Raw genomic sequence first — 23,842 nt, forward strand, 5'->3', positions numbered from 1 at the left:
ACCAATGCCACGCGCAAGTGCCTTCAGTAGGTCAGGAAATCACCGCTGGCGCGCAGCACCTTTACCTCGTGCTTTTTCAGGCTGCGCCGGGCTGAACTGTATTCCTGCAAAGCGCCCGCCTTGTTCAACTCGGGGAACAGATAGAAGATCTCCTTGCGCTGATCCTTACCCAAACCCTTCATCGAGTAATCACCAGGCTGGAAGCTTTCGCTCCAGGCGCCATTGGCAAGGATCACTTCGTGCTGGTCGAAAAGCAGGTGCAGATAGGTGACAGAGGCATCGTCCACCCGTTCAATCCCCGGCGTACCCACAAGATCCTTGGCAGCGATCAGGACTTCGCTTTCCTCATAGAGCAAGGAGGCACGGTCAGAGCGGATCAGCATGCGGTGGTTGGGGCTGACCAGCAGATCACGGGTCGGCAAGCCACGGCCAAGCGCGCCGGAGCGGATCCGCACGGGCCGCAGTTCCGGTGCCAGCGTCAGTTCATGCGGCGTCAGTCGACGGCTGCCAATCCAGCGCAGTTCCTGCATGCCGTTGTCGCGGGTGATGATACGGTCGCCGGGTTGCAGATCCTCGACCGGGACCTCGCCGCGGATTGTCGCGATCAGGGTGCCGGGGGCAAAGCAGATGATGATCCGGTCGATGTTGGAATAGTTGATCCGGCCCAGTTCGTTACCACCGGACTTGATCAGGATGCGGCCATCCTCTGAAGAGGCGTTGCCGCTTTCGTAGATGATCTGAACGTTGCTGTAATTCGCGTATATCTGGCTCAGATCAAGAACATTTTCCTCCGATGAGCCACCTTCGCCACATCCGCCCTCTCCACGGCCACCTTCGCCGCGACCACCTTCTTCGCCACTACCGGAGTCGCCGCCATAGACGGTGAGGTTGTTGAAGTTCTGTCCATCCGCGACAACAACGAAGCGATCGCTGCCTTCTCCGCCATAAAGCGTGTCCTGGTTGCCAGTGGAATAGATCGTATCATCACCGGAGCCACCGTAGAAGGAATCGACGGAATGGTTGCCTTCGTCACCGTCATTCAGGACATCGTCGCCCCGGCCACCATAGATCGTGTCCTGACCGCGTCCACCGGTCAGGTCATCGTCGCCGGAACCGCCGTAAATGAAGTCCTCGCCATCGCCGCCGTCGACCGTGTCATCCCCGGCCCCAGCCGCAATGGAGTCCCGGCCCGATCCGGCGGAAATGAAATCGTCGCCATGGCCGCCATAGAGCAGGTCTTCGCCATCGCCACCGTAAAGTTCGTCGTCCCCGGATCCGCCGTAAAGCCGATCCTGACCGTTATAGGCATTGATCTCGTCATTGCCACTTCCGCCGACAAGCGTGTCGTTGTTGCTTGTCCCATTGATTGTATCTTCAGTCGCCACTTTTCATCCGCTCCAACGTCGCAACGTTCGATCCGACCACCCTCGCCATATGCGTCACCGCAGGGCAGAGAGGTCGGACCGATCAGGTGTCCCGCTCGGACCCGGCCCCGATGAATTGCGGGGAACTCGGTCAAATCGGGGGCCAGTTCCGAACCGGTCAAACCGGTCCTTGCCACGACACCCCCGGCACCCCGGATGTCTGGCAAATCAACTTTTGGGCATTCTTGCCCACCCCGGAATTCTAACACACTGGGCTGCAAACATGCGCTTCCCTAGACGAGTCCCATTCGGATTGTGTAAAATGAAATCACAGCCAAATCAATTGCCACAATTCCGAAGCAAGACCCCGGCCAGACTTTACCGAAAACACCCTCCAACATGCCCAATTTCTATCGATTTTTAGGGGGGAAATCGTAAATAAATCCCTAAACCAACTCCACTCTCAGGTGATTAACCGGCATCAGACTCTCCTCAAATCCTTCGCAAGAGAGGACGTTTGCGATTCGGGACCCGCATCGTAACGGATAATGGAGGCCCTCCGCCTCCATCGCCCAAATATTGCCCAAGCCCGCCCCGTCCCAATCGCGTGCACGCCATTCCTCGCGATGCCCGCCGAAGGGTCAATTGCGGAAACCTGCAATCGCGCCTGCCCCCTCAGGACTGACCTAAGGTAAAGAAAAGGAGCGCTTTTCATCCAAGACCCAAGGCTTGACCCGGGTTCGGCTGGCGCTGTCGCTTTGGATGTCTCTGCGGGATAACGGGACGTTGAAGCAGCGTTCAGGCATCGAAAACCTGATGGCGCTGCCTTCACTTTTCATCCTGTTTCGGTTTCCTTCGTCGTGGCTACCGCGCTGTCCGAACGGACAGACAAATGCCAACCGGTCCCATTGCTGAATACCGTATGCCTAATTCCACAAGGGCCACGCTCCATCACAAGCGCCCAAAACCCATGAATCGTCATACAACTTAGGCATGAATTTTAAATTCTGACCCTAGTCTTCAGGATCTCGAGATACCAGAACGGCATCTGCGCGTCGGATGCAATTGTCTCAATACCCATCAATAAACTGGGAAACCTTGTCACGATTACATTCTCGGGGAAGCAATACCATATTCGTTTTCTAGCGGGCGACAGTCTTGGCTGGAAATGCAAACGCTAAAGCACACCTTGGTAAATTGCGAATGCTTCGGTCTATTTGCGGACCAGTCACCCCATGTGGCGCTAATAAGCGTCACATCGAGGAGCCTATCCGCCAGTCAGTTCCGGGGTATGCGTACTGGTCGGGCAGGATGGATCACCCCACCCGACCAATGTTCAGCGCTTCAGCTTTACGGCCCGCAAACGCAGCGCGTTGGTGATGACCGAGACCGAAGACAGGCTCATCGCAAGGGCCGCCACCATAGGGGACAGCATCACACCGAACAGCGGATAAAGCAGCCCGGCGGCCAGCGGCACACCGGCGCTGTTGTAGAGGAAAGCGAAGACCAGATTTTGACGGATGTTGCGCATCGTCGCGCGCGCCAGGATACGGGCCCGCAGGATGCCGCCAAGATCACCCTTCACCAGCGTGATGCCGGCGCTTTCGACGGCCACATCCGCTCCGGTCCCCATCGCGATGCCCACATCTGCCGCCGCCAGTGCAGGCGCATCGTTGATCCCGTCGCCGGCCATGGCGACGCGCGCGCCCTGCCCTTGCAGATCGGCCACCAGAGCCTGTTTGTCCTCTGGGCTGACACCGGCGTGCACCTCGTCGATGCCCAGTTCGGATGCCACCGCGCGCGCCGTGGCCCCGGCATCGCCGGTGGCCATGACGATACGCAGCCCGGCAGCCCGCAGTCCCTTCAGGGCCTTTCCCGTGGTCTTCTTGATCGGGTCCGCAACGGCAATGATCCCGACAAGAGAGCCATCAAGGGCCAGGAACATCGCCGTCTTGCCGTCGGCCTGCAGTTCCTCAAGCCGTACAGGATCGGCCGCGACACCAAGGTCCGCCATCAGGGCCGCATTGCCAAGCGCCACGTCCTGCCCGTCGATCTGCCCGGTGACGCCCTTTCCGGTGACGGCCTCGAAGCCAGTCGCCTGCCGTTCCGGCGCGACGCGCTCACCGGCCCCGGCCAGGATCGCCTCGGCCAGCGGATGTTCCGAGCCGCGCTCCAACGCCGCGGCCCAGGACAGCAGATCACCCTCTGACACGCCGGGTTCGGGCAGCACATCGGTCAGAACCGGGCGGCCTTCGGTCAGGGTGCCGGTCTTGTCTACCACCAGCACATCAACCTTCGAGAACCGCTCGAGCGCTTCTGCGTCGCGGATCAGCACCCCGGCATGGGCGCCGCGCCCCGTGGCGACCATGACCGACATCGGGGTCGCAAGCCCAAGAGCGCAGGGACAGGCGATGATCAGCACCGACACTGCCGAGACAATGGCATAGGACAGCACCGGCGTCGGGCCGAACAGCACCCAGAGCACAAAGGACAGCAGCGCGATCCCCACCACGATGGGCACGAACCAGCCCGCCACCCGGTCCGCCATGGCCTGGATCGGCGCGCGGGACCGCTGCGCGGAGGACACCATGTCGATGATCCGTGCAAGGGTCGTGTCCGATCCCACCGCCCCGGCCTGCATCACGAAAGACCCGGACTTGTTCAGCGTCCCGCCGGTCACCGCGTCGCCAGCGGCCTTTTCAACCGGCAGCGCCTCGCCCGTGATCATGCTTTCGTCGATGGAGGACGACCCCTCATCGACCGTGCCATCGACCGGCACCGCTTCGCCGGGGCGCACGCGCAGCCGGTCCCCTTGTTCAACTTGGTCCAAGGGCACGTCGGTTTCGCCGCTTTCGTCGATACGGCGGGCCGTCTTGGGCGCCAGATCCATCAGCGCGCGGATCGCGTCGCCGGTCTTTTCCCGGGCGCCAAGCTCCATCACCTGACCCGCAAGGATGAGGGCAAGGATGACCGCCGCCGCTTCGAAATAGACGGGGGCCGCGCCATTGGCGCCGCGCATTTCGGCCGGAAACACCCCCGGCGCCAGCAGGGCCACCAGAGAGAACAGATAGGCCGCCCCGGTGCCGATCGCGATCAGCGTCCACATGTTCGGCGCCCGGTTCACGATCGACGACCAGCCACGCCGGAAGAAGGTCCGGCACAGCCACAGGACCGGCGTCGCCAGCGCAAATTGAACCCACCCGAACAGCGGATGACCAAACCACTCATCGACCGGAATGCCGACATGCGTAGACATCTCAAGCAGGAAGATGAGGCCAGCCAGCGGCGCCACCAGCTTCAGCCGCCAGGTGAAATCCACCAGTTCGGGGTTCGGCCCGGCGTCCGCCGAGGGCGACAGCGGTTCCAGCGCCATGCCGCACTTGGGGCAATCGCCGGGATGGTCCTGCAGGATTTCCGGATGCATGGGACAGGTGTATTCGGTGCCCTCGGGCTGCGGTTCGGGCGTGGGCAATTCGCCGGACCAGGCGTCCGGGTCAGCGTCGAAGCGGTCCTTGCAGCGGGCCGAACAGAAATAGACGCGATTGCCTTCGTGGCGTGCCATATGGGCCGCATCGGCGCGCTCCACCTGCATGCCGCAGACCGGGTCCCGCGCTGTTCGGTAGGCCTCCGGGTCGTTCCTGAACCGGGTCCGGCATCCGTCGCAGCAAAAATGATAGACCTTCCCGTCAAGCTCAAGCTCCGGTTTCGACCCATCCCCCGCGACCTCCATGCCGCAGACCGGATCCCGGTAGCTTTCGGAGTGGTTTTCAGCCTGCATGTCACGCCCCTTCTTGGCAGATATCGTCCTGCTATGGCAGATAGGGCTTCCAGTCACTGGAAGGTCAAGCCTTGCCATGGCATAAACCCCGCAATCCCCGCGAAAGGACAAGCCATGCAGATCCGAGACGTTGCCGCCGCCAGCGGCCTGCCTGCCAAGACGATCCGCTATTACGAGGACATCGGGCTGATCCATCCTGAACGCGGGGACAATGGCTATCGCAGTTTCGGCGATGACGACCTTGGCGCGCTGATCTTTATCGCGCGGGCGCGGGGCCTGGGCTTTTCGACCGCCGATTGCGCCCGGCTTCTGGAATTGCGCGGCGATCCCGGCCGTGTCAGCGCCGATGTCCGCAGCCTTGCCGGTGCCGCCCTGACCCGGATCGACACGAAACTCGCCGAGCTGGAGGCGATGCGGCGGCAATTGTCGACCCTGGTAGCCGATTGCAACGGCGATGCAGGGCCGGATTGCGCCATCCTGGATGGGCTGACCGACGGCCTTGTCCACCCCGATCGCAGCTGACAGGCCGCAAGGGGCACACGGCGGAAACCTTGCAGAAAACTGGACTTTTGCACGGAAATGATGGATAGAATGGGGCAAGGATGCCCCGTCTCACCCGCCCGTCTGTCCTGACCGAGCGAGCATTGTTCATGCAAAAGATCACCGCGCTTCCCGATCTTCTGACCCGCCCGAAAGCCCGGCTGCGGAGCCAGCCGCCGAAGCTTTTCAAGGTCATCCTGCTCAACGACGATTTCACGCCCCGCGATTTCGTCGTGCAGATCTTGCGACAGGTCTTCCGCATGACAGAATCCGAGGCGCTTGGCGTGATGCTGACGGCGCATAAACAGGGAGCCTGCGTTGTCGCCGTTTATACCTGCGAAGTTGCCGAGACCAAGGCGCAGGCCGCCAACGATGCCGCGCGCGACCATGGCTATCCGCTGGCCTTCACGACGGAACGCGAAGAATAGCCACGCCGCGTCGGGATCTGGCCCGCGCCCGGAGCGGCATTCGTCGCAAACCGGCGCGCCCGATCCCGCCCGAAACATCAAATCCGATCCAGTTCCCCGCCCCCGTTCACCTGTCCCTAAACATTCGGTCGCTAGGTAGAAGCCGGGCCAGAGTCCGCGCGTCCAGCCGACGGCGCGTCTTGCCTGGATTGCGCGCGGGACTGGATGGGAGCCGGGCTTTTGGCCCCCTGACCTGCCCGGACGATGACGGGAGAGCAAGATGTTCGGAACCCTTGGCGGCAAGATCAGCCTGCTTGCGATGGTCCTCGCGGCCAGTGCCTCTCTGACCGTCGGGCTTCTGGCTTTGGGGCAATTGCGGGGACAGGAACGCGCCGCTGCCGAGGTCGAGCTTGAGGCGATCGCCAAATTTTCGGCCCAGCAGATCGATTTCGCGCTTGGCACCATGCGCGACGAGACCACCTCGCTGTCCGAGATGCCGCCCATCCTGGCCATGCTTGAAATTGCCGAGGGCGCTGGTGCCGGCACCCCGGACCTGAGCACCCCCGCCGCATTCGGCCCCTGGCCCGCGCGCCTGGCCACCATCTTTTCCGCCCGCATGGCCACCCATCCGCTTTATGCCCAGATCCGTTTCATCGGGAGGGCCGACAATTGGCGCGAACTGGTGCGCGTCGACCGGGTCTCTGACGAATTGGTGGCCACATCGGAACCGGCGCTGCAGCGCAAGGGCGCGGAACCCTACATCGACGAGCAGGACATGATGCGCAACCTCCAGGGCTATTTCTCGGAAGTTACCTACAACCGCGAGCACGGTGAAATCGACGGCCCCCCGGTGATCCGCTACATCAAGCCGGTTCTGGACAGGGACGGAAGGTTATTCGGCGCCGTGGTCATCAACGCCGACCTCCGATCCCTCTTGTCGAAGGCAACGCCGGACCTCGGTCGTGCAGACAAGATCACCGTGGTAACGGACCAGCTTGACCACATGTCCTGGACATCTCAGGGCGTCGGGGCGCTGCACTTTCACGAGGATCCTGATTGGTCAGCGCCCGATTACGCCGCCTTTATCAGGGACAAGACCGCCCTGTCCGAGATCATCGTGAAAAAGGATACAGCCGTCCTGACGATTCCGGTGGTCAGCGCCTCGTCGGACAGCAATTTCGCGCTGTTTCTGCAGACCGAAATTTCACGACAGGCCCTGTACGCAGGGACGCGCATGGCCCTGCGCAACAACATGTTGTACCTGCTTGGCCTGACGTTGACCCTGTCCTTAGGGGCCCTGCTGATCGGCCAGCGCATGACCCGGCCGATCCGCGCCCTGGCGCTCGCCATGCGGGAAGCAGGCGCGGGCGACCCCCTGATGGATGACCTGCCCGTGACCGGCGACGAAGTCGGGGACCTGGCCCAGAGCTTTCAACGCCTGGGAAGCGAGCTTAGCCGCGAAAGCAGCCTGTCGCGCACAATCTTCCAGGGCGCAGCCGATGCGATCGTGATGATCGACGAAGCCGGCAAGATCGAACAGGCCAACCCCGCCTTCGCGACCCTGTTCGGATATCCGCCCGATGGATTGAAGGGCTGGCCCATTGAAACCATCATGCCGGATGACATGGCCGCCATCCATTCCCGTTTCCTGACCGGCGGATCGCTTTGGGACGGCGCCAAGATCATGAGCCCAAGCCGAAAGATCTTTGGCCGCGCCCGGGATGGCCGCCTCATCCCCCTGGAAATCGCAGTCAGCCAGTTGAAACATTCGGGTGCCACCCACTTCATCGGCGTCATCCGTGACATCTCGATCCGTCACGAAGCGGAAAAGGAACAGCGCAAGCTGCTGGCTGCGCTCGAGGCGTCGAATGCCGACCTCGATACCTTTGCCTATGTTGCCTCGCATGACCTGAAGGCACCGCTGCGGGTCATCGACAATGCCTCGCGCTGGCTGGAAGAGGACCTTGCCCCCCATCTGACCGAGGATACCCGCGAAAGCATGGATCTGATGCGCAACAGGGTCGCCCGGATGGAACGGTTGCTGGACGATCTGCTGGAATATTCCCGGATTGGACGTACCGATATCCGGACAGTAGAAATCGACGGCGAAATGCTTGCGACGGACCTTGCTGCACTGGTCGATCTGCCTGACGAAATGACACTGGAATTCGCGCCTGATTTCGGCGCCATTCGTCTGCCCCGCCTGCCGATCCAGCAAGTGCTGCTGAACCTGATTTCAAACGCGATCAAGCATCATCACCGGCCGGATGGACGTATTGTCGTCAAATGTCGGGAAACCGCCGAAACCTGGGAATTCTCGGTCGAAGATGACGGTCCCGGCATCCCGCCGGAATTCCACGAAAAAGTCTTCGAGATGTTCCAGACCATCCGACCGCGGGACCAGGTGGATGGCAGCGGCATGGGTCTCGCCATGGTGCTGAAACACGTCAACACCGTCGGCGGTCACATCGACCTTTGTTCCGATGTCGCCCGTGGCACCACCTTCCACGTCACCTGGCCGAAGCAACCGGATCAACCGAAAGAGAAAGCCGCCTGATGGCCGACCTTCAGATGAATGACCCCACATTGCTGAACATCATCCTGATCGAGGATGACGATGGCGACGCGAAAGCAATTCGTCGCGCCTTTTCAAAGGCCCGGATCGCCAACCCGATCATCCGCGTTACCGACGGGATAGAGGCGCTGGCGCTGCTGCGTGGCGAATCCGGTACGCCGCCGGCGAGCTATGTCATCCTGCTTGATCTCAATATGCCACGCATGGGGGGATTGGAATTCCTGTCCCGGATCCGCGCCGATCCCAGGCTTCAGAAAGAGATCGTTTTTATTACGACCACCTCCAACGACGACCGAGACAAGAGCGAAGCCTATGCCCACAACGTCGCCGGCTATATCCTGAAGACGAAGGCGGGGACGGATTTCATCAACCTTGTGGGAACGCTCGATCACTACTGGCGCATCGTCGAATTGCCGACGAACCCCTATCTGACGGAGGGGTGAATGGGGGAGTTCCTGAAAATCCTGATCGTTGATGACGATGGCGCCGATCGCAAGATGCTCCGCCGTATGGTCGTGAAATCCTCTCTGGCCGGGAAGGTTCATGAATGCGAAGACGCGGCGCAGGCGCTGGACCTTATCGCACCCGAGATGGACGTGGTATTCCTCGATAACCGTCTGCCCGGTGTCGAAGGCGTGACCATCGTCGAGAAACTGATGAAGAAATGGCCCAAATCCGCCGTCATCCTGGTGTCCGGACAAGGTGATGCCATCGTGGCAAAGACAGCGATCAAGCGGGGAGCCATCGACTATATTTCCAAGCGTGACCTGAACCAGAACGCGGTCGAACGCATGATGAAGGTCAGCGTCGAAACCGCGCGGATGCGCTGGATGGTCGATCAGCAGCGCCAGGAATTGATGATGTTCTCCAGCATCCTGGTCCATGATTTCCGCGCACCGATTGCTGCAATATCATCGCTTGCCGAGATGCTGTCGGACAGTTTGCAAAATGGGGACACCGATACTGTCCAGGAAGACCTTGCCTATCTCCAGAAATCCACCCGCCAGATGTCCGAACTGGTGGACAGCCTCGCCGCGCATTTGCGCTACGACGGCGATGCCGAGATGAGCAACGTCCCGGTACGCGACGTGATCGACCGCGCGCTGACGGCGCTAAGCCTGACCATTTCGGACAGCGATGCAGAGATCGAGATCGACATCCCCGCCGCCGATGACAGTAATCTGACCTGCAATCCGCCGCAAATCTCGCAATTGCTGCAGAACCTTGTCGCCAATGCCATCAAGTTCTGTCCCGGCCAACAGCCGAAACTGCGGATCTCGGTGATCGCGCAACAGAACCCGGAGGCACTTCTGATCTCTATCGCCGACAACGGAATCGGCGTGCCTGAGCATTTCCGTGAAAAGATGTTCGAACCTTTCCAGCGCCTCGGAACCGTCAGTGAAATCCCCGGTTCCGGCCTGGGTCTGGCCACCTGCCGGAAGATCGCCGAACGGCATTCCGGCTTCATCTGGTGCAAAGACACCAAAGGGAACGGCGCCGAAATTTGCCTGCTTCTGCCGCGCGATCCGCTTTCACCGTCTGCCGGACATCTGAAATCTCCCAAGACGTGCGTGCGCCACAAGACTCGCTCAGGGGTTCCCGAGGGCCAGACACTGAACTGACCCCCCCTCTGGAAAAGCATGTTGTGACAAGATGCCGACGGACGTTGCGGGCGTATCTGGCGCGCGCCTTGCCAAGGCGTTTTGTCAGGGACACCGACAACGCAAGATCGGAAATCGGCTGGCGCGGCCGTTCCCGCCGGCATCGGCCATCTCGGCCTTTCATGGTCTGCACGAAGCTTCGGTGAAACTTTTATTGCGACCTACCCCCGTCACGACCGCGTCACGGGCCTGTGTTCTTGGACCCCCAATGAACAGCACAGGATCGTACCATGCCCTCCTTTTCCAGACGTGATTTCATGGCCGGTTCGGCCGCCATCATCGGCTTCGGTGCAGCGCCGGGTCTTGCCCGCGCCTCCACGGTCACGGAGTTCGTCGACGGCCTGGTTGCCGGACAAACACCACGTCAGGGCGGCCGTCTTACCTATGGCAATCCGGTGCCGAACTGGGCCCTCGGCCAGAGCGACCGCGGGACCCACCCCTATTACTTCATGGACATTCAAACCCGGAGCATCTGGAATGCCCTGACCTGGGTTGATGAGAACCTCGAAGTTCGGGGGGAGCTTGCGACGGAATTTGCCTCAAACGACGACGGGACCGTCTGGGAATACAAGCTTCGCGAAGGCGTGGTCTTTCATGACGGCAGGGAATTCACCTCGAAGGATGCCGTGGCCTCCTGCCGCCTGCATGCGGATCCCAGGCTTGGCGGTGTGGGCTTCCTCAAGCAATATGTCGAGAGCGTCGAACCGATGGGCGACCATGGGATCCGCTTTCACCTGAACCAGCCCAACGTCGAATTTCCCCATGCGACGGCCGAGTACCGCGCGATGATGTTGCCCGCACGGGACGACCTGAACGAGATGGGATATGACGGCATTGGCACCGGCGCCTTCCGGCTTCTGGAAATCGACAACAAGCGCCAGTTCCGCGCCGAGCGGAACGAGGATTTCTGGATGCCGGGCCGGCCCTATATCGACGAGCTTGTCGGTGTTCTGGCGATGGGGGCCAATGCGATCAACGGCTTCCGCGCCGAACAGTTCGACATGGTCCTGAATGCCGATCCGGGGCAATTCGATCAGTTCCGGGATGCTGGCGGGGTTGTGGAAACGGCCTCTTCCGGCGATCAGTTCTGGCTTGTGCTGCCCAAGAACGTCAATTTCCCCTGGAACGATGTGCGTGTGCGCAAGGCCATGTCGCTGGCCATCGACCGCCCGCGGATCAATACCATCATCTACAACGATCCCGAAGGCTGGACCGGCAACGACACCCATATGAACGGCGCCAACAAGGAATTCCTGCCGCGCCCCGTCGAACGGGACGTTGCCCAGGCAAAGGCATTGCTGGCCGAGGCGGGGTATCCCGACGGGATCGACCTGCCGGCGATCTTCTACTGCGCCACATATCCCGAAGAGCCCCGACTTTGGGCCGTGGTCGGGGAAAGCCTGAAGGAGGCCGGCATCAACCTGCAGTTCTCCGAACGGCCCTGCGATGGCTTCAATCCCTTCGTGAGCGCGGTCAACAAGCCCATCGGTCGCCCGCGTCGCAACCTGATCGGTGCGCGCAACCCCGCGATCAACCTGTCGCGCGCCTCGAACCTGAACGACGCCGAACCGGGCGGGTGGGAAGGTCCGGGTTTTGATCGGTACAACGCGCTCCTGTCGGAGGCTGCGGCAGAAAAAGACGCGGAAAAGCGCCTTTCGATCTATCACGAGATGCAGCGCATCGCCCAGGACGAGGTCCCCGGCGTGATGGTCGGCGGGCGTCGCACCAACCTTGTCTATCGTGAGGGCTGGCACAACCTGCGCCCGCACACGCAGCTTTGGCAGGGGCCCCGTTTCGAGACCGTCTGGAAAGACGGCTGACCCGATCCTGACCCCTTCGGGGGCGGCAGCGACCGCCCCCAATTCCCCAACTTCGAAGGAACAAAGCCCATGACTCCGCTCAAGATCGGCGCCGCGCTGCTGACCAAGGATATCGCATCCCATCGCGACTGGCTGTTCGATGCGAACCGTGACCTCGAGATCCAGGATTTCTGCCTGCCGGGCGTCGTCAGCGACGGATGGGACGAAGCTGTGGCACAGGCGAAAGCGGCCCTTGACGGCTTTCAGGGGCGCCTTGGCATTCACGGTCCATTCTGGGGGCTCGACGTCGCCAATCCCGACCGTGACATGGCGAAGGTCATCGGCGGAAAATACCTCAGGGCGGTGGAATCGGCGGCCGCGATTGGCGCAACGCAGATGGTGATCCATTCCCCCTTCGACAACTGGCACGAATTCAACCGATTCAACGGGTTCGGCCCCGGCGGCATGGTGGCGAAGGTCGCCGATGACTTCCGCGCGGTCATGGGACCCGCATTGACCCTGGCCACCGAGCACGGGGTCACCCTGGTCGTCGAGAACATCAAGGATATCACGCCTTCGATCCGGCGCGAACTGGTCGAGGCGATCGGTTCCCCTGCGCTGGCACTTTCCATCGACACCGGTCACGCCCAGGTCGCGTCGCGCGCATCGAATGCGCCGCCCGTGGACGTCTACCTGCGCGATGCCGGCGCATTGCTGCGCCATGTTCACCTGCAGGATAACGACGGCTTTGCTGACCGTCATTGGGCACCAGGCGAGGGCCATATCGAGTGGGTCGAGGTGTTCCGCGCCCTGGCCGATTGCGAAAGCGCCCCGCACCTGGTCCTTGAGCTGCGCCGGCCAGGTGACATTCCGCAAGGCTTCGCCCATCTGAAAGGTCTGGGACTGGCCGTATGAGCCCGATCCTCGATCTGGTCCTGCGCCGGCTGGCGCTTTCGGTGTTGATCCTGCTGATGGTCTCGGGGCTGGTATTCATCGGCACCGAAATCCTGCCCGGTGATGCGCTCGACGCAAGCATCCCGGCCGACGAGATGATCTGGTATACCGAAGAAGACCTTGATCGCATGCGGGCTGAACTGGGCCTCGACAAATCTCCGTTCATGCGGTTTGCGCAGGTCCTCGGGAACCTCGTCACCTTTGATTTCGGCGTCACCCTGATGACCCAGGAACCGGTTTTCGATGCGATCTTCCATCCGATGCTGAATTCTTTGTTGATGGCCTCGGTCGCCATCCTGCTGACGCCACTGGTGTCTATCGCCCTTGGCATCTGGGCGGCGCTGCGCCCCGGCGGGCGCGCCGACGGGGTCATTTCGGGTGCCACGCTGTTTACCTACTCAATGCCGGATTTCGTGGTCGGAAATGTCTTCATCATCGTCTTCGCCCTGATCCTCGGCTGGGCGCCGGCGGTCCTGATGATCGGCGAGGATGCTTCCTGGCACGCCATCCTTGCCGTATCCGTCCTGCCGGTCTGCGCGCTGATCGTCTCTGGCGTTGCCTATCAGTTCCGATTGCTGCGCGCCGGAATGGTCGAGGCGATGGCCAGCGAATATGTCGAACGTGCCCGCCTGTCGGGCCTGCCGGAATGGCGGCTGGTGATCGTCCATGCCTTGCCGACCGCCCTGATCCCGATGCTGAACGGCACCGCGCAGTTCGTCGCGGGAATTGTCTCTGGCACCGTCGTTATCGAGGCGGTGTTCAGGTTTCCCGGCATCGGCGTTGAACTGATCCGTGCAATCGCGCAACGCGAAGTCCCGACGATCCAGGCGATCACCTTCCTTGCGGCCTTCGGTGTCATCCTGTCCAACCTGTTGGCCGATACTGCCGTTCTGGCGCTTGATCCGAAAGTCCGGAGAAAATCCCATGGCTGACCTGCGCCTCGCTTCCGACCCGGTTTCCGCCTCGGTACGACCGCCGTCCCGCTGGCAAACGGCCCTTGCGCAGCCTCTGACCCGGATTGGGGTGATGCTGGTGGCGATCCATCTGTTCCTGGCGCTGTTTGCCCCCCTTGTCGCGCCCTATGGGGTCAGCGCCATCCTGACCAACGGGTTGACGCCGCCGTCGCCAGACCATTGGCTGGGGACGGACCAGATCGGTCGCGACTACCTTTCACGTCTCATTTCCGGGGGTCGCGTGGCGCTGCTGGTGTCGGCGCTCGGGGTCACCGTTGCCGTCCTCACCGGGACGGCGCTCGGGCTGGCCGCCGGGTATTGCGGCGGCTGGGTCGATGATGTCGTCATGCGCCTGACCGACACGCTGATGGCGGTGCCGGAACTGGTGCTGATCGCGATCCTCGTGCTGACCTTCGGAAAGGACCTTTGGGCGCTGTCGATCATCGTCGCCATCGTCTACACGCCCGGCATGGTCCGCGTCGTGCGGGCCCGCACGCTTTCGCTCGCGGCCCTCGACTACGTGCGGGCGGCCGAGTTGCGCGGAGAGACGACAGTCAGCATCCTTTTGCGCGAGATTGCCCCAAATCTGACGGGTCTTCTGGCGGTCGAGGTGGCGGTCCGGGTTTCCTCGGCGGTGCTCAAGATCAGCGCGCTCAGCTTTCTCGGACTTGGTATCACCCAGCCAACGCCGGATTGGGGCCTGATGGTACAGGAGGCGATGGCCGTGGTCTTCACCGATCCCTGGTTCCTGATCCTGCCATCCATCGCGCTCTCTTCCCTTATAATCGGCATCAACTTCACGGTCGACGGCTTTGCCCGCGCCTACGACCTTTCGCCATTGGATCTCTAGAAATGCCCCACCTGCATGTAGAGAACCTGAGCGTTCATTATCGCGATGCTGCCGGACGCGACCTGGCGGCTGTCGATAGGCTGAGCTTTGCGCTGGAACGGGGCGAAACGCTAGGCATCGTTGGCGAAAGTGGATCAGGAAAATCCACTGTCGCGCGCGCTTTACTCGGATTTACACGCCCCGGTGCCCGGCTCGAAGGCGGCCAGATCCTGCTTGGCGGGCGCGACGTGCTGGCGTTCGCGCGGAAAGAACTGCGCGCCTATCGCGGGGCAACTGCCGTGATGGTTCCGCAGAACCCCCTGTCGTCACTGACCCCCCACCTGACCAATGGCGAGCAGCTCGTGGAGCTGATCCGCCACCATGACACCCGCCGTGGCGCGACAGCACGCGCCCGCGCCCTTGACCTGATGGCGGCCACGGGCCTGCCCGAACCGGACCTAATGTTCCGGCGCTATCCCCATGAAATTTCCGGCGGACAGCGCCAGCGTCTGGTGATCGCCGCCGCGCTGGTTGCGCGCCCGGACCTGATCGTGCTGGACGAACCGACCACCGCCCTCGACAAGACCGTCGAGGCGCGGGTTCTGGACCTTGTCGGACGCGTTCAGGCAGAGCTTGGCGCGACGTTGATCTATGTGAGCCATGATCTGAACGTGATCGCAAAGCTGTGCCAGCGGGTCCTTGTCCTGAAAGATGGAAGAGAGGTCGAGGCCGGATGCAGCACCTCGGTCTTCGACACCCCCCGCACCGGGTACACCCGCAGGCTTGTTGCCTCCATTCCGCGGCTCGACCAATCTGTCCCAAGACCGCCCCGGCCCGAGGGCGATCCGGTTCTTTCGGCCGACCACCTCGACTTCACCTATCACAGACCGACCCGCTTCCTGCGGGGGCGTGAACATACGGTCAAGGCGGTGGACGATCTGTCCTTCGCCATCCGACGCGGGGAAACGCTTGGGGTTCTGGGCGAAAGCGGCTCTGGAAAATCGACCATGGCCGGGCTGGTGGCGGGCATCTTGTCCGGGAACAGCGGCGAAATCCGGTTGGGTGAAACGGTGGTGACCGGCCTTGCCAGGACGCGGCCGCAGGACGTGCGCCGCCGGATCCAGATGGTTTTTCAGGACCCGCTTTCCTCGCTCAACCCGGCCCATAACGTCGAACAGACGCTCATTCGACCGGCACAGCGCTATTTCGGGCTGACAGCAGCACAAGCAAGGGCGCGCGCAGTTTCCCTGTTGGCGGAACTCGAACTTGCACCAGAGATCCTTGCGCGCCGTCCGCAACACCTGTCCGGCGGGCAGCAGCAACGCATTGCAATCGCGCGGGCTTTGATCGCGGATCCCGATGTGCTGATCTGTGACGAGATCACCTCTGCCCTCGATATGACGGTTCAGTCCCAGGTCCTGGCACTACTGAAACGGCTGCAGGATCAGCGCGGGCTTGCCCTGCTGTTCATCAGCCATGATCTAGCCGTGGTTGCGAGGATTTCCGACCAGATCCTTGTCCTTCAACAGGGTCAGCTGCGGGACCATGGGCCCTGCGACCAGGTGCTTGCCCATCCTCGGCATTCCTACACGAAGCAGCTTTTCGCGGCCTTCCGTCGCAATGAATTCCAGCGGTCGCAATCCTCCCCGGCCAAAGCGATCCTCGAACCGGTTGGATGACAAAGCGCGTCGGACCCCGACCTCAGGTTTTCGCTATTGTCTAGCACCTGAACTCTTGGTTCACTCGGCCCCAGCAAGGGGGTCCGTCGTGATCAAAGTTCTGCACACCGCCGACGTCCATCTGGACGCGCCCCTTCGATCTCTGGCTTTGCGGAACGCTGATCTGCGCGCCACGATTGTGGCCGCCTCGCGCTCCGTTTTCAGCGGTCTGGTCGATCTGGCCATTGCTCAGAAGGTTTCCGCGCTGCTGATATCCGGCGACCTTTTCGATGGAAAGGAACGCAGTGCCCGGACCGGCGCCTTCCTGATGGCCGAGCTGGATCGCCTTGGCGAGGCCGGGATCCGGGTGTTCTACATCAAGGGCAACCACGACGCCGAAAATCCCATCACCGGGACGCTGGATCTGCCTGCGCATGTCCATGTCTTCGACGCGCGCGGGGGCAAGGTTCAACTGACCGATGACGTCTGGATCCACGGGGTCAGCTTTGCGGACCGCCATGCCCCCGACAGCCTATTGCCACGCTTCAAACCACCCGTATCCGACGCGGTGAACATCGCGATGCTGCACAGTTCCCTCGCCGGCGCGGCGGGCCATGACACCTACGCACCTTGCAGCCTGGCGGATCTGGTCGCCATGGGGTTCGATTACTGGGCGCTCGGGCATATCCACAAACGGCAGGTGCATTCAGAAAGCCCCTGGGTGGTCATGCCCGGCATCCCTCAGGGGCGCGACATTGGCGAGGCCGGACCCAAATCCGCCACGCTGCTGACCATCGATCAGGGCCGCATCGAGACGACCGAAATGCCCACCTCCGCCGTGGAATTTGCCCATAGCGAAGTCGACGTGACGGGGGCAAGCAGCGACGAGGCGCTGCGCGGCCTGCTGAAGACCCGGTTGAGCGCCCTGCGCAAGGATATCGCCGCGCCGGTCGGCGTGATCCGACTGACCCTGACCGGTCGCCCCCCCCGCCATTGGCAAATCCTGAGGGATCGCGATGTCTGGATCGAACAGGTGAACGAGCTTGCCGGGGCCACAGGCGATCTGTGGATCGACAAGGTGCTGTTCGCCCTTTCTCCGCCGGAAACGCAAGGGGACGTCTCCGCCGCCGCCGATGAACTGGCGGCCACGATGGCCGGGATCCGCATCGAACCTGGCTTTGCCGCCCTTGCCCGTGAAGAGGTCGAGACCGTGCTGCAGGATCTGCCCGCGTCCCTGCGCGACAAGCTGATGGCGGACGAGTCGGGTCGCGATGACCTGGTCGACCGGCTGACGAAATCCGGTGCCGATCTGGTTCTGGCGCAGATGAAGGGGGCCGGAGACTGATGCGGATCAGACGTCTCAACCTCGACCGTTTCGGCCATTTCACCGATCGGCAGTTCGATTTCGGACCCGGCGAAGAGGCCGGTGATTTCCACATCATCTACGGTCCCAACGAGGCCGGCAAGACCACCACGATGGAAGCCGTCCTGCGGCTGTTCTACGGCTTTCCGCTGCGCGAAGGCTATGCGTTCAAGCATCCGCGCAATAACCTGCAGGTCTCTGCCACATTGGATATCGACGGGACCTTGCGTGATTTCACTCGCCTGCCGACCCGCAACGGGTCCCTGGTGGACCAAACAGGCACCGCCCTGCCAGAGGCTGCCCTGTCGGCCCATCTTGCGGGGCTTTCGGAAGGCGACTACCGCCGTCTTCTGTGCCTTGACGACGAGACGATCGAACGCGGCGGGGAAGAGATCGCGAATGCCGAAGGCGATATCGGCCGCCTGCTCTTTTCCGCTGCTGCCGGTGTTGCAGATCTCAGCACCGTTCTGGATGGCGTCCGCGACCGGGCCGATGCGCTGTGGAAAAAGCGGGGACGGACCACGCGGCTGGCCGAGCTGAAGCGAGACCTTGGGGAGGTCGAGAAGGAAATCAAGACGCGCGACGTGACCGCCAGCGCCTGGAAGGTTCTCAAGCGGGACCTTGGCAGGGCACAGGAGGCCGAAGCAAGCGCACGCCGGACGCGGGATGACCTGACCACCACCAGGGCAAAGGCCGAGGCACAGCGGCGCGCCCTGCCCTTGCTTTCCGAAATCCACGCTTTGGAACAGGCAGTTGCGCCATGGAGCACCTACCCGGATCACCTCGATTTCAACCCCGACCGCCTGATCGAACTGCGCGGCGATCGCAGCCTGGCCACCCAGAACATCGCCCGCCTGAACGAACAAATCGCGACCCTTGAGAAAGACCGCGCCGGCCTCGCCATGGATCCCAGGCGCCTTGACCTATCTACCGCGCTTGAGGCGCTCGGGGACCTCGCCGCGCGGGATCGTACCGCACAGCTTGATCTTGCCAGACGCCAGACCCAACAGCAGGCCGCAGAGGACGCCATGCAGCAGGCACTTCGCGATATCGGCGGCGCATCGCTGACCGTGGATCCGCAAGACCTTGTCCTGACGACTGCGGATATTTCCAGGCTGGAAGATGCCAGGGCGACCCTCCGCGACGCCATTACCCATGAAGAGGCAGAGGCCCGCGAGGTCGCCGACCTCAGGGACCGGGTGAGCGCCGCGACCGACGTCCTGCAGGACAGCGCGCCGGCACCCGCGGGCGCGCTGCGGATCGCGGACCTGTTGCAGCGTTTCGATGCGGACAACCTCGCGCCCGCCCATGCGGCGGCCTTGCAGGCCATTGAGGCCGCAAGGATCAAATCCCGACGGTCCCTGTCGGCCCTCGCTTTCGCAGGCGAGGCCTTCGAGCATCTGCCGGCTTGCCCGACCACAGGGAAACAGGCGTCAATTTGGGCCGAACGCCACAAGGAATTGCTGCACGACCTGCGCACGACGATGGACAAGCGCGACGAGCACAACGCAGACGCGGCGGCCCGCGGCGCCAAGGCACTTGCCCTCACAAGGGACGCAAAGGTCGTCTCGGACGCCGAAGCAGAGGATCTGCTGACCCTGCGCGACGCCCGGTGGTCGCAGCACCTTGACGCCCTCGACAGCTCAACCGCCGCCGCCTTTCACGAAGCGATGCAGGACCACGATAGCGCGACCCACGCGCGATTGGCCCAGTCCCGCGAGGTCGCGCAATTGCGCGAGATCAAACAGGCCGAAGCCGAATCCCACGCCCGCGCCGCCCAGGCGGAGAACCGCATCGCCGCCCTGCGCGACGAATGCACCGCCATCGAAACTTCGGTCAGCGCCGCAGCGGCTCGGGCCGGACTTGCAGGCAGCCTCACACCTGCCGACTGGCTGGACTGGGTCCTGCGCCATGACCTGGCCCGCGAAGACGCCCAATCCCTGAAGGAAACGGAAGCGGCCAATCGCCCGCCCCTTGAGCATGCCGATGCCCTGCTGGCAGAGCTTGCAAGCGAGCTGCCCTTTTCACCGGCGGACCTCGGCCAGGCCCTGAACACCGCCCGCCATATGGCCGAGGAAGAACGCAAGCACGCCGACGCCCGGACGAAGGCCGAAGACGGTCTGAGACAGGCCGAACGTGATCTTGCCCGGCGCGAGGACCGCCATGCAGAGGCGCTGAAGGTCCGGCAAAGGGCGACTGCGGCCTGGCTCACGTTGATCCACGATCTTGTTGGAGAAACGATTGCGCCCGACGACCTGGCGGCCTCGCTTGATCCCCTGCGGGCACTGCGGGAACACGAAACGACCCGTGCGGAAGCCGCGCGCAGGGTCACGACCATGCTGGCCGACCAGAGGCAGTTCAGCAAGGAGGTCGGTGCGCTGGCACGGACCCACGACCTGGCCACCGACAGACCCGCGGCTGACGTATACGCCGCGCTCAAGGCCCTTGCGGAACAAGCGCGCCAGGCCAGTGCAACGGCCGACAAGCTGGACATGGCAATGGAGGCGGCCAAGGAAGAGAAGGCGCAACACGAGGGCAGACAAGACGCCATCGATCACGAGGTCGCGGCGATTGCGGCGGTCTTTCCGGACCCTATCCCCCCACACGACATCGATGCCCTGCGACAGGTCACGACGCGGGCGCAGCAGGTGATCGCGAATCGCGCCACGCTGGATAGATACACGCGCCAGGTTCTGTCCGACCTCGGCACCGCCGACCTTGAAGCCACCCGCTGCGCACTTGCCGAAACCTCGATCACCGCCCTGGATGCGACCCTGGAAAGCAGCGTTTCCGATCTTCGCCATGCGGATGAAACGCTGACCCTGGCCATTCAGCAACGGGTCACAGCCGATCATGCGCTGGCCGAGGTGAAGGGTGACGACACGATCGCCGCATTGGTCGAACAAAAGGCGACCCTTGAGCTGCAGCTTGAGGACGCGGCGGTCGAGCACCTAGAGCTTTCGCTTGGTCACCACCTTGCTTCGGATGCCATCCGGCGCTACCGCGACAGCCACCGCAGCGGCATGATGACCGCGACGGAACAATGCTTTGCCAGCCTCACGCAGGGGAAATACCCCTCGCTGAGCACCCATGTCGAAAAGGATGCAGAGATCCTGCTTGCCGTGGACGGAAACGGCGTCAGCAAGCGTGCGGCCGAGATGTCAAAAGGCACAAGGTTCCAGCTTTACCTTGCTCTGCGCGCAGCGGCCCATGAGCAACTCGTCACTCAGGGCACGACGCTTCCGTTTTTCTGCGACGACATCTTCGAGACCTTCGACGAGGCGCGCACAAGCGCCGCTTGCCGCGTCATGGAAGACATCGGCGGTCGTGGGCAGGCAATCTACCTCACCCACCACCGCCATGTCGTCGACATTGCCCGAAGCGTTTGCGACAGGCCGCCCATCATTCACGAACTCTGGACGACTGGACGGACCGGTTGACCGAACTCAACCCGGCCTTTCACCCGACCGCGACCGAAGCGGCTTTGACGTCCTGCCCAAGGGCGTTGATTTCAGCGGCAATAACCTCGGGATGGTCTTCAGGTGTGAAATGCTTGCCACCTTCGATGCGCTTCAGCGGTGCCCGCAGGTCGGCCGCAAGACGTTCACCGTATTTCAACTCCTGAAACTCATCCGCTGTGCCCCAGACAACACGCGAAGGTATGTCGAGCGACGGCAGCTGGTCGGAGATAGAGGTGGTGTCCTCGACGTTCAGCGATTGTGCTTGGCGAACAAAGGCCTCCGCGCCGCCGTTTTCGTCATAATGCGGTGCGTGCGTATCAAGAGATGCCTGCGCCGCGGCGTCCGTTTCATGGCCCTTGGAGAAGATCATCTTGAGCAATCCATGAAGCGAGCCGTCCGGCGCGTGTTTCAGAACCGAGCCCGCCTTCGCCACGGCACTGACCAGTGGTACAGGCCAGGAATCGTAACAGACCGCATTGGTCAGAAAGAGCCCGCTCACCATCTGCGGCTGGCGGACAGCTGCGATCTGAACCACGCCCCCGCCAAGGTCATGCCCGGCAAGGATGGCGCGCTCGATCTTCTGGCTCTTCATCCATTCAAGAAGATAATCGGCCTGCTTGGCGAGCGAAATATCGCGGCCCTCGCCCTGCGGGATTGAGGCCCCGTAGCCCGGCATTTCCCAGGCAATCACGCGGTGACCCTTTATCAGGGGCATCACATCGCGCCACAGAGACGGGCAAGTCGGGATCCCGTGGACCAGGATAATCGGATCCCCTGATCCGGTTTCCTCCCAACGCATTTCGATTCCATTGACGTGTGCGGTCTGGCTGTTCATGGACTGCTCCTGTCCTTGTGTGCATTCGAAGGACCAACGCAAGCATGCCGGCTTCGTTCCAACCGGGTGCCGCCACGGCGCCCCCGAACCCGGCGCAAAGGGAAATGCGAACAAGATGGATCATTTACCCTCGTGCTCTGCGCCTTGACCACTTTTGTCGGAAACGCCGGCCGGCAGCCTGGGAAGCACCCTCGCCCATCGATGCTGAAACTTCCCGAGTACGGATGGCGGCTTAAACGAGCACTTGGGACGGCATGAAAGCGGGACAGGTTCAAAATGACACTGGGGGAAATATGACGTAGGTTCTTGGAAAGGCGCTAAGGGCTCTAAGGTAACGAGACGCTGCTGAATGAATACTTCTCCTAAGACCCACGATTTTCAGGACGATATCGACGCGATTGGGCGCAGCACAGTTATTCCGACATTACTTGAAACGATCGTGCTTGCGACTGGCATGGGTTTTGCAGCTGTGGCACGTGTGACTGAAGCTCGCTGGGTGACATGCAGAGCTGTTGACACTATCTCGTTCGGTTTAGTGCCGGGCGATGAACTTGATATCGAGAGCACGCTCTGTCACGAAGTCCGGCAATATGATCGGGAGATCGTGATCGATGATGTGAACAGCGATCCGGTCTACGTCAACCATCACTGCCCCGCCCGCTACGGTTTCCGTGGCTATATCTCCGTTCCGATCCGACGCGCGGACGGATCGTTCTTTGGCACACTCTGCGCCATCGATCCCCAACCTCACAAGCTTACAGATGAGCGGGTCTTGGGAATGTTTCGTCTGTTCTCCAAGATGATCGGAGAAGTCTTGGATGCCGATGAGATCCTTGCTGATAGCAAGGGGGCCCTGTTGCGTGAGCGAAACCTTGCCGAGGTCCAAGAACAGTTCATTGCCATTTTGGCACATGATCTGCGCAACCCTATCAGTGCGCTGGCCTCGGGACTGCGAATGGTAGAGCGTCGGAATATTGACGCTGCAACGGTTGAGCTTGTTGGTTTCATGCGCGCCTCTGTCAATCGTATGGGGCTTTTGATCGAAAACCTTCTAGATCAGGCACGTAAACGCAGCGGCGGCGGGATCGTCATTGAGCTAAGCCACGCCGAGGATTTGGGGGAAGCTTTGTCGCAGATTTCAACCGAGCTTCAGACCATAACGCCGGAGCAACCGATCAAAATGACCATTGAGTTGCCAACTCCGGTACTCTGCGATGTCGCACGCATATCTCAGTTATTTTCCAACCTTTTGGGAAATGCAGTCACCCACGGAGCTTCAGGAAGACCCATTGAGGTTGCAGCCCGACTTGTCGATGGTGACTTCGTCCTGACAGTAGCCAACAGCGGTGACGCGATACCCGAGGATCTCCTTCCGACTATGTTCATGCCATTCGAGCGCACAAGCAACCGCCCCAACCGCGAGGGGCTTGGGCTTGGGTTGTTCATCGCTATGGAAATCGCGAAGGGACACGGTGGAACGCTGACAGTGGCGTCGAATGATGTCGAAACCGTATTTACCTTCCGGATGCCTAATCCACCAAGTAGAACCGCAGATAAATAGCCTTTCGGCACCATCACTATAAGCACAAATTTCGTAGTTACGCGAAATGCCCCCTTGTAATCCAACTACTCGTTTTTGGCACTGCTGGAAAATGGCCTGTCGTG

Annotated in this window: 16 protein-coding genes; 13 read left to right on the forward strand and 3 right to left on the reverse strand. The window is 61.8% G+C overall.

Features of this window, described 5'->3' with window-relative positions; genetic code table 11:
* Positions 1-23: 23 nt before the first annotated feature.
* Positions 24-1,385: a Hint domain-containing protein gene (locus tag PSAL_RS05175; protein ID WP_119840187.1), complete on the reverse strand. Its 1,362-nt coding sequence runs from the start codon at positions 1,383-1,385 to the stop codon at positions 24-26.
* A 1,315-nt stretch (positions 1,386-2,700) separates the two neighbouring features.
* Complete coding sequence (locus tag PSAL_RS05180; RefSeq protein WP_119840188.1) at positions 2,701-5,142, reverse strand: heavy metal translocating P-type ATPase; 2,442 nt, start codon at positions 5,140-5,142, stop codon at positions 2,701-2,703.
* 114 nt (positions 5,143-5,256) lie between these two features.
* Here PSAL_RS05180 and PSAL_RS05185 point away from each other — a divergent pair, with 114 nt between their 5' ends.
* From PSAL_RS05185 to PSAL_RS05240, 12 genes are all read left to right on the forward strand, one after another.
* Complete coding sequence (locus PSAL_RS05185; RefSeq protein ID WP_119840189.1) at positions 5,257-5,664, forward strand: MerR family transcriptional regulator; 408 nt, start codon at positions 5,257-5,259, stop codon at positions 5,662-5,664.
* 80 nt (positions 5,665-5,744) lie between these two features.
* Positions 5,745-6,110, forward strand: a complete 366-nt coding sequence (locus PSAL_RS05190) for an ATP-dependent Clp protease adaptor ClpS (RefSeq protein WP_231388622.1) — start codon at positions 5,745-5,747, stop codon at positions 6,108-6,110.
* Between the two features lie 259 nt (positions 6,111-6,369).
* Entirely contained in the window at positions 6,370-8,646 is a 2,277-nt protein-coding gene (locus PSAL_RS05195; protein ID WP_119840190.1) for an ATP-binding protein, read from the forward strand.
* Positions 8,647-8,660: 14 nt separating this feature from the next.
* A complete protein-coding gene (locus PSAL_RS05200) occupies positions 8,661-9,107 on the forward strand; it encodes a response regulator (RefSeq protein WP_119840264.1) in 447 nt (148 codons plus the stop codon).
* Complete coding sequence (locus PSAL_RS05205; RefSeq protein WP_119840191.1) at positions 9,108-10,286, forward strand: hybrid sensor histidine kinase/response regulator; 1,179 nt, start codon at positions 9,108-9,110, stop codon at positions 10,284-10,286.
* A 269-nt stretch (positions 10,287-10,555) separates the two neighbouring features.
* Positions 10,556-12,145: an ABC transporter substrate-binding protein gene (locus tag PSAL_RS05210; RefSeq protein WP_119840192.1), complete on the forward strand. Its 1,590-nt coding sequence runs from the start codon at positions 10,556-10,558 to the stop codon at positions 12,143-12,145.
* A 69-nt stretch (positions 12,146-12,214) separates the two neighbouring features.
* Positions 12,215-13,039 (forward strand): sugar phosphate isomerase/epimerase family protein, encoded by an 825-nt coding sequence (locus PSAL_RS05215; protein WP_119840193.1) that lies wholly within the window; start codon positions 12,215-12,217, stop codon positions 13,037-13,039.
* Complete coding sequence (locus PSAL_RS05220) at positions 13,036-14,010, forward strand: ABC transporter permease (protein ID WP_119840194.1); 975 nt, start codon at positions 13,036-13,038, stop codon at positions 14,008-14,010. The genes PSAL_RS05215 and PSAL_RS05220 overlap by 4 nt, the downstream gene beginning before the upstream one ends.
* The gene (locus PSAL_RS05225) at positions 14,003-14,881 is read left to right on the forward strand and encodes an ABC transporter permease (protein WP_119840195.1); all 879 of its coding nucleotides are present in this window, start codon (positions 14,003-14,005) and stop codon (positions 14,879-14,881) included. The genes PSAL_RS05220 and PSAL_RS05225 overlap by 8 nt, the downstream gene beginning before the upstream one ends.
* 2 nt (positions 14,882-14,883) lie before the next feature.
* Positions 14,884-16,539, forward strand: a complete 1,656-nt coding sequence (locus tag PSAL_RS05230) for a dipeptide ABC transporter ATP-binding protein (protein WP_119840196.1) — start codon at positions 14,884-14,886, stop codon at positions 16,537-16,539.
* Between the two features lie 88 nt (positions 16,540-16,627).
* Positions 16,628-17,863 carry a metallophosphoesterase family protein gene (locus tag PSAL_RS05235; RefSeq protein WP_119840197.1) on the forward strand — a complete coding sequence of 412 codons (1,236 nt, stop codon included), beginning with the start codon at positions 16,628-16,630 and terminating at the stop codon, positions 17,861-17,863.
* On the forward strand, positions 17,863-21,321 hold the full coding sequence (locus PSAL_RS05240; RefSeq protein ID WP_119840198.1) for an ATP-binding protein: 3,459 nt from the start codon (positions 17,863-17,865) through the stop codon (positions 21,319-21,321). The genes PSAL_RS05235 and PSAL_RS05240 overlap by 1 nt, the downstream gene beginning before the upstream one ends.
* A 19-nt stretch (positions 21,322-21,340) precedes the next feature.
* Here the strand turns inward: PSAL_RS05240 and PSAL_RS05245 are convergent, their stop codons facing one another.
* Positions 21,341-22,177: an alpha/beta fold hydrolase gene (locus PSAL_RS05245; protein WP_119840199.1), complete on the reverse strand. Its 837-nt coding sequence runs from the start codon at positions 22,175-22,177 to the stop codon at positions 21,341-21,343.
* A 349-nt stretch (positions 22,178-22,526) separates the two neighbouring features.
* Here PSAL_RS05245 and PSAL_RS05250 point away from each other — a divergent pair, with 349 nt between their 5' ends.
* Positions 22,527-23,738 (forward strand): GAF domain-containing sensor histidine kinase, encoded by a 1,212-nt coding sequence (locus PSAL_RS05250; RefSeq protein ID WP_119840200.1) that lies wholly within the window; start codon positions 22,527-22,529, stop codon positions 23,736-23,738.
* Positions 23,739-23,842: the final 104 nt, after the last annotated feature.

It is taken from the genome of Pseudooceanicola algae (genome assembly GCF_003590145.2).
In the GTDB taxonomy this organism is placed as follows: Bacteria; Pseudomonadota; Alphaproteobacteria; order Rhodobacterales; family Rhodobacteraceae; genus Pseudooceanicola; species Pseudooceanicola algae.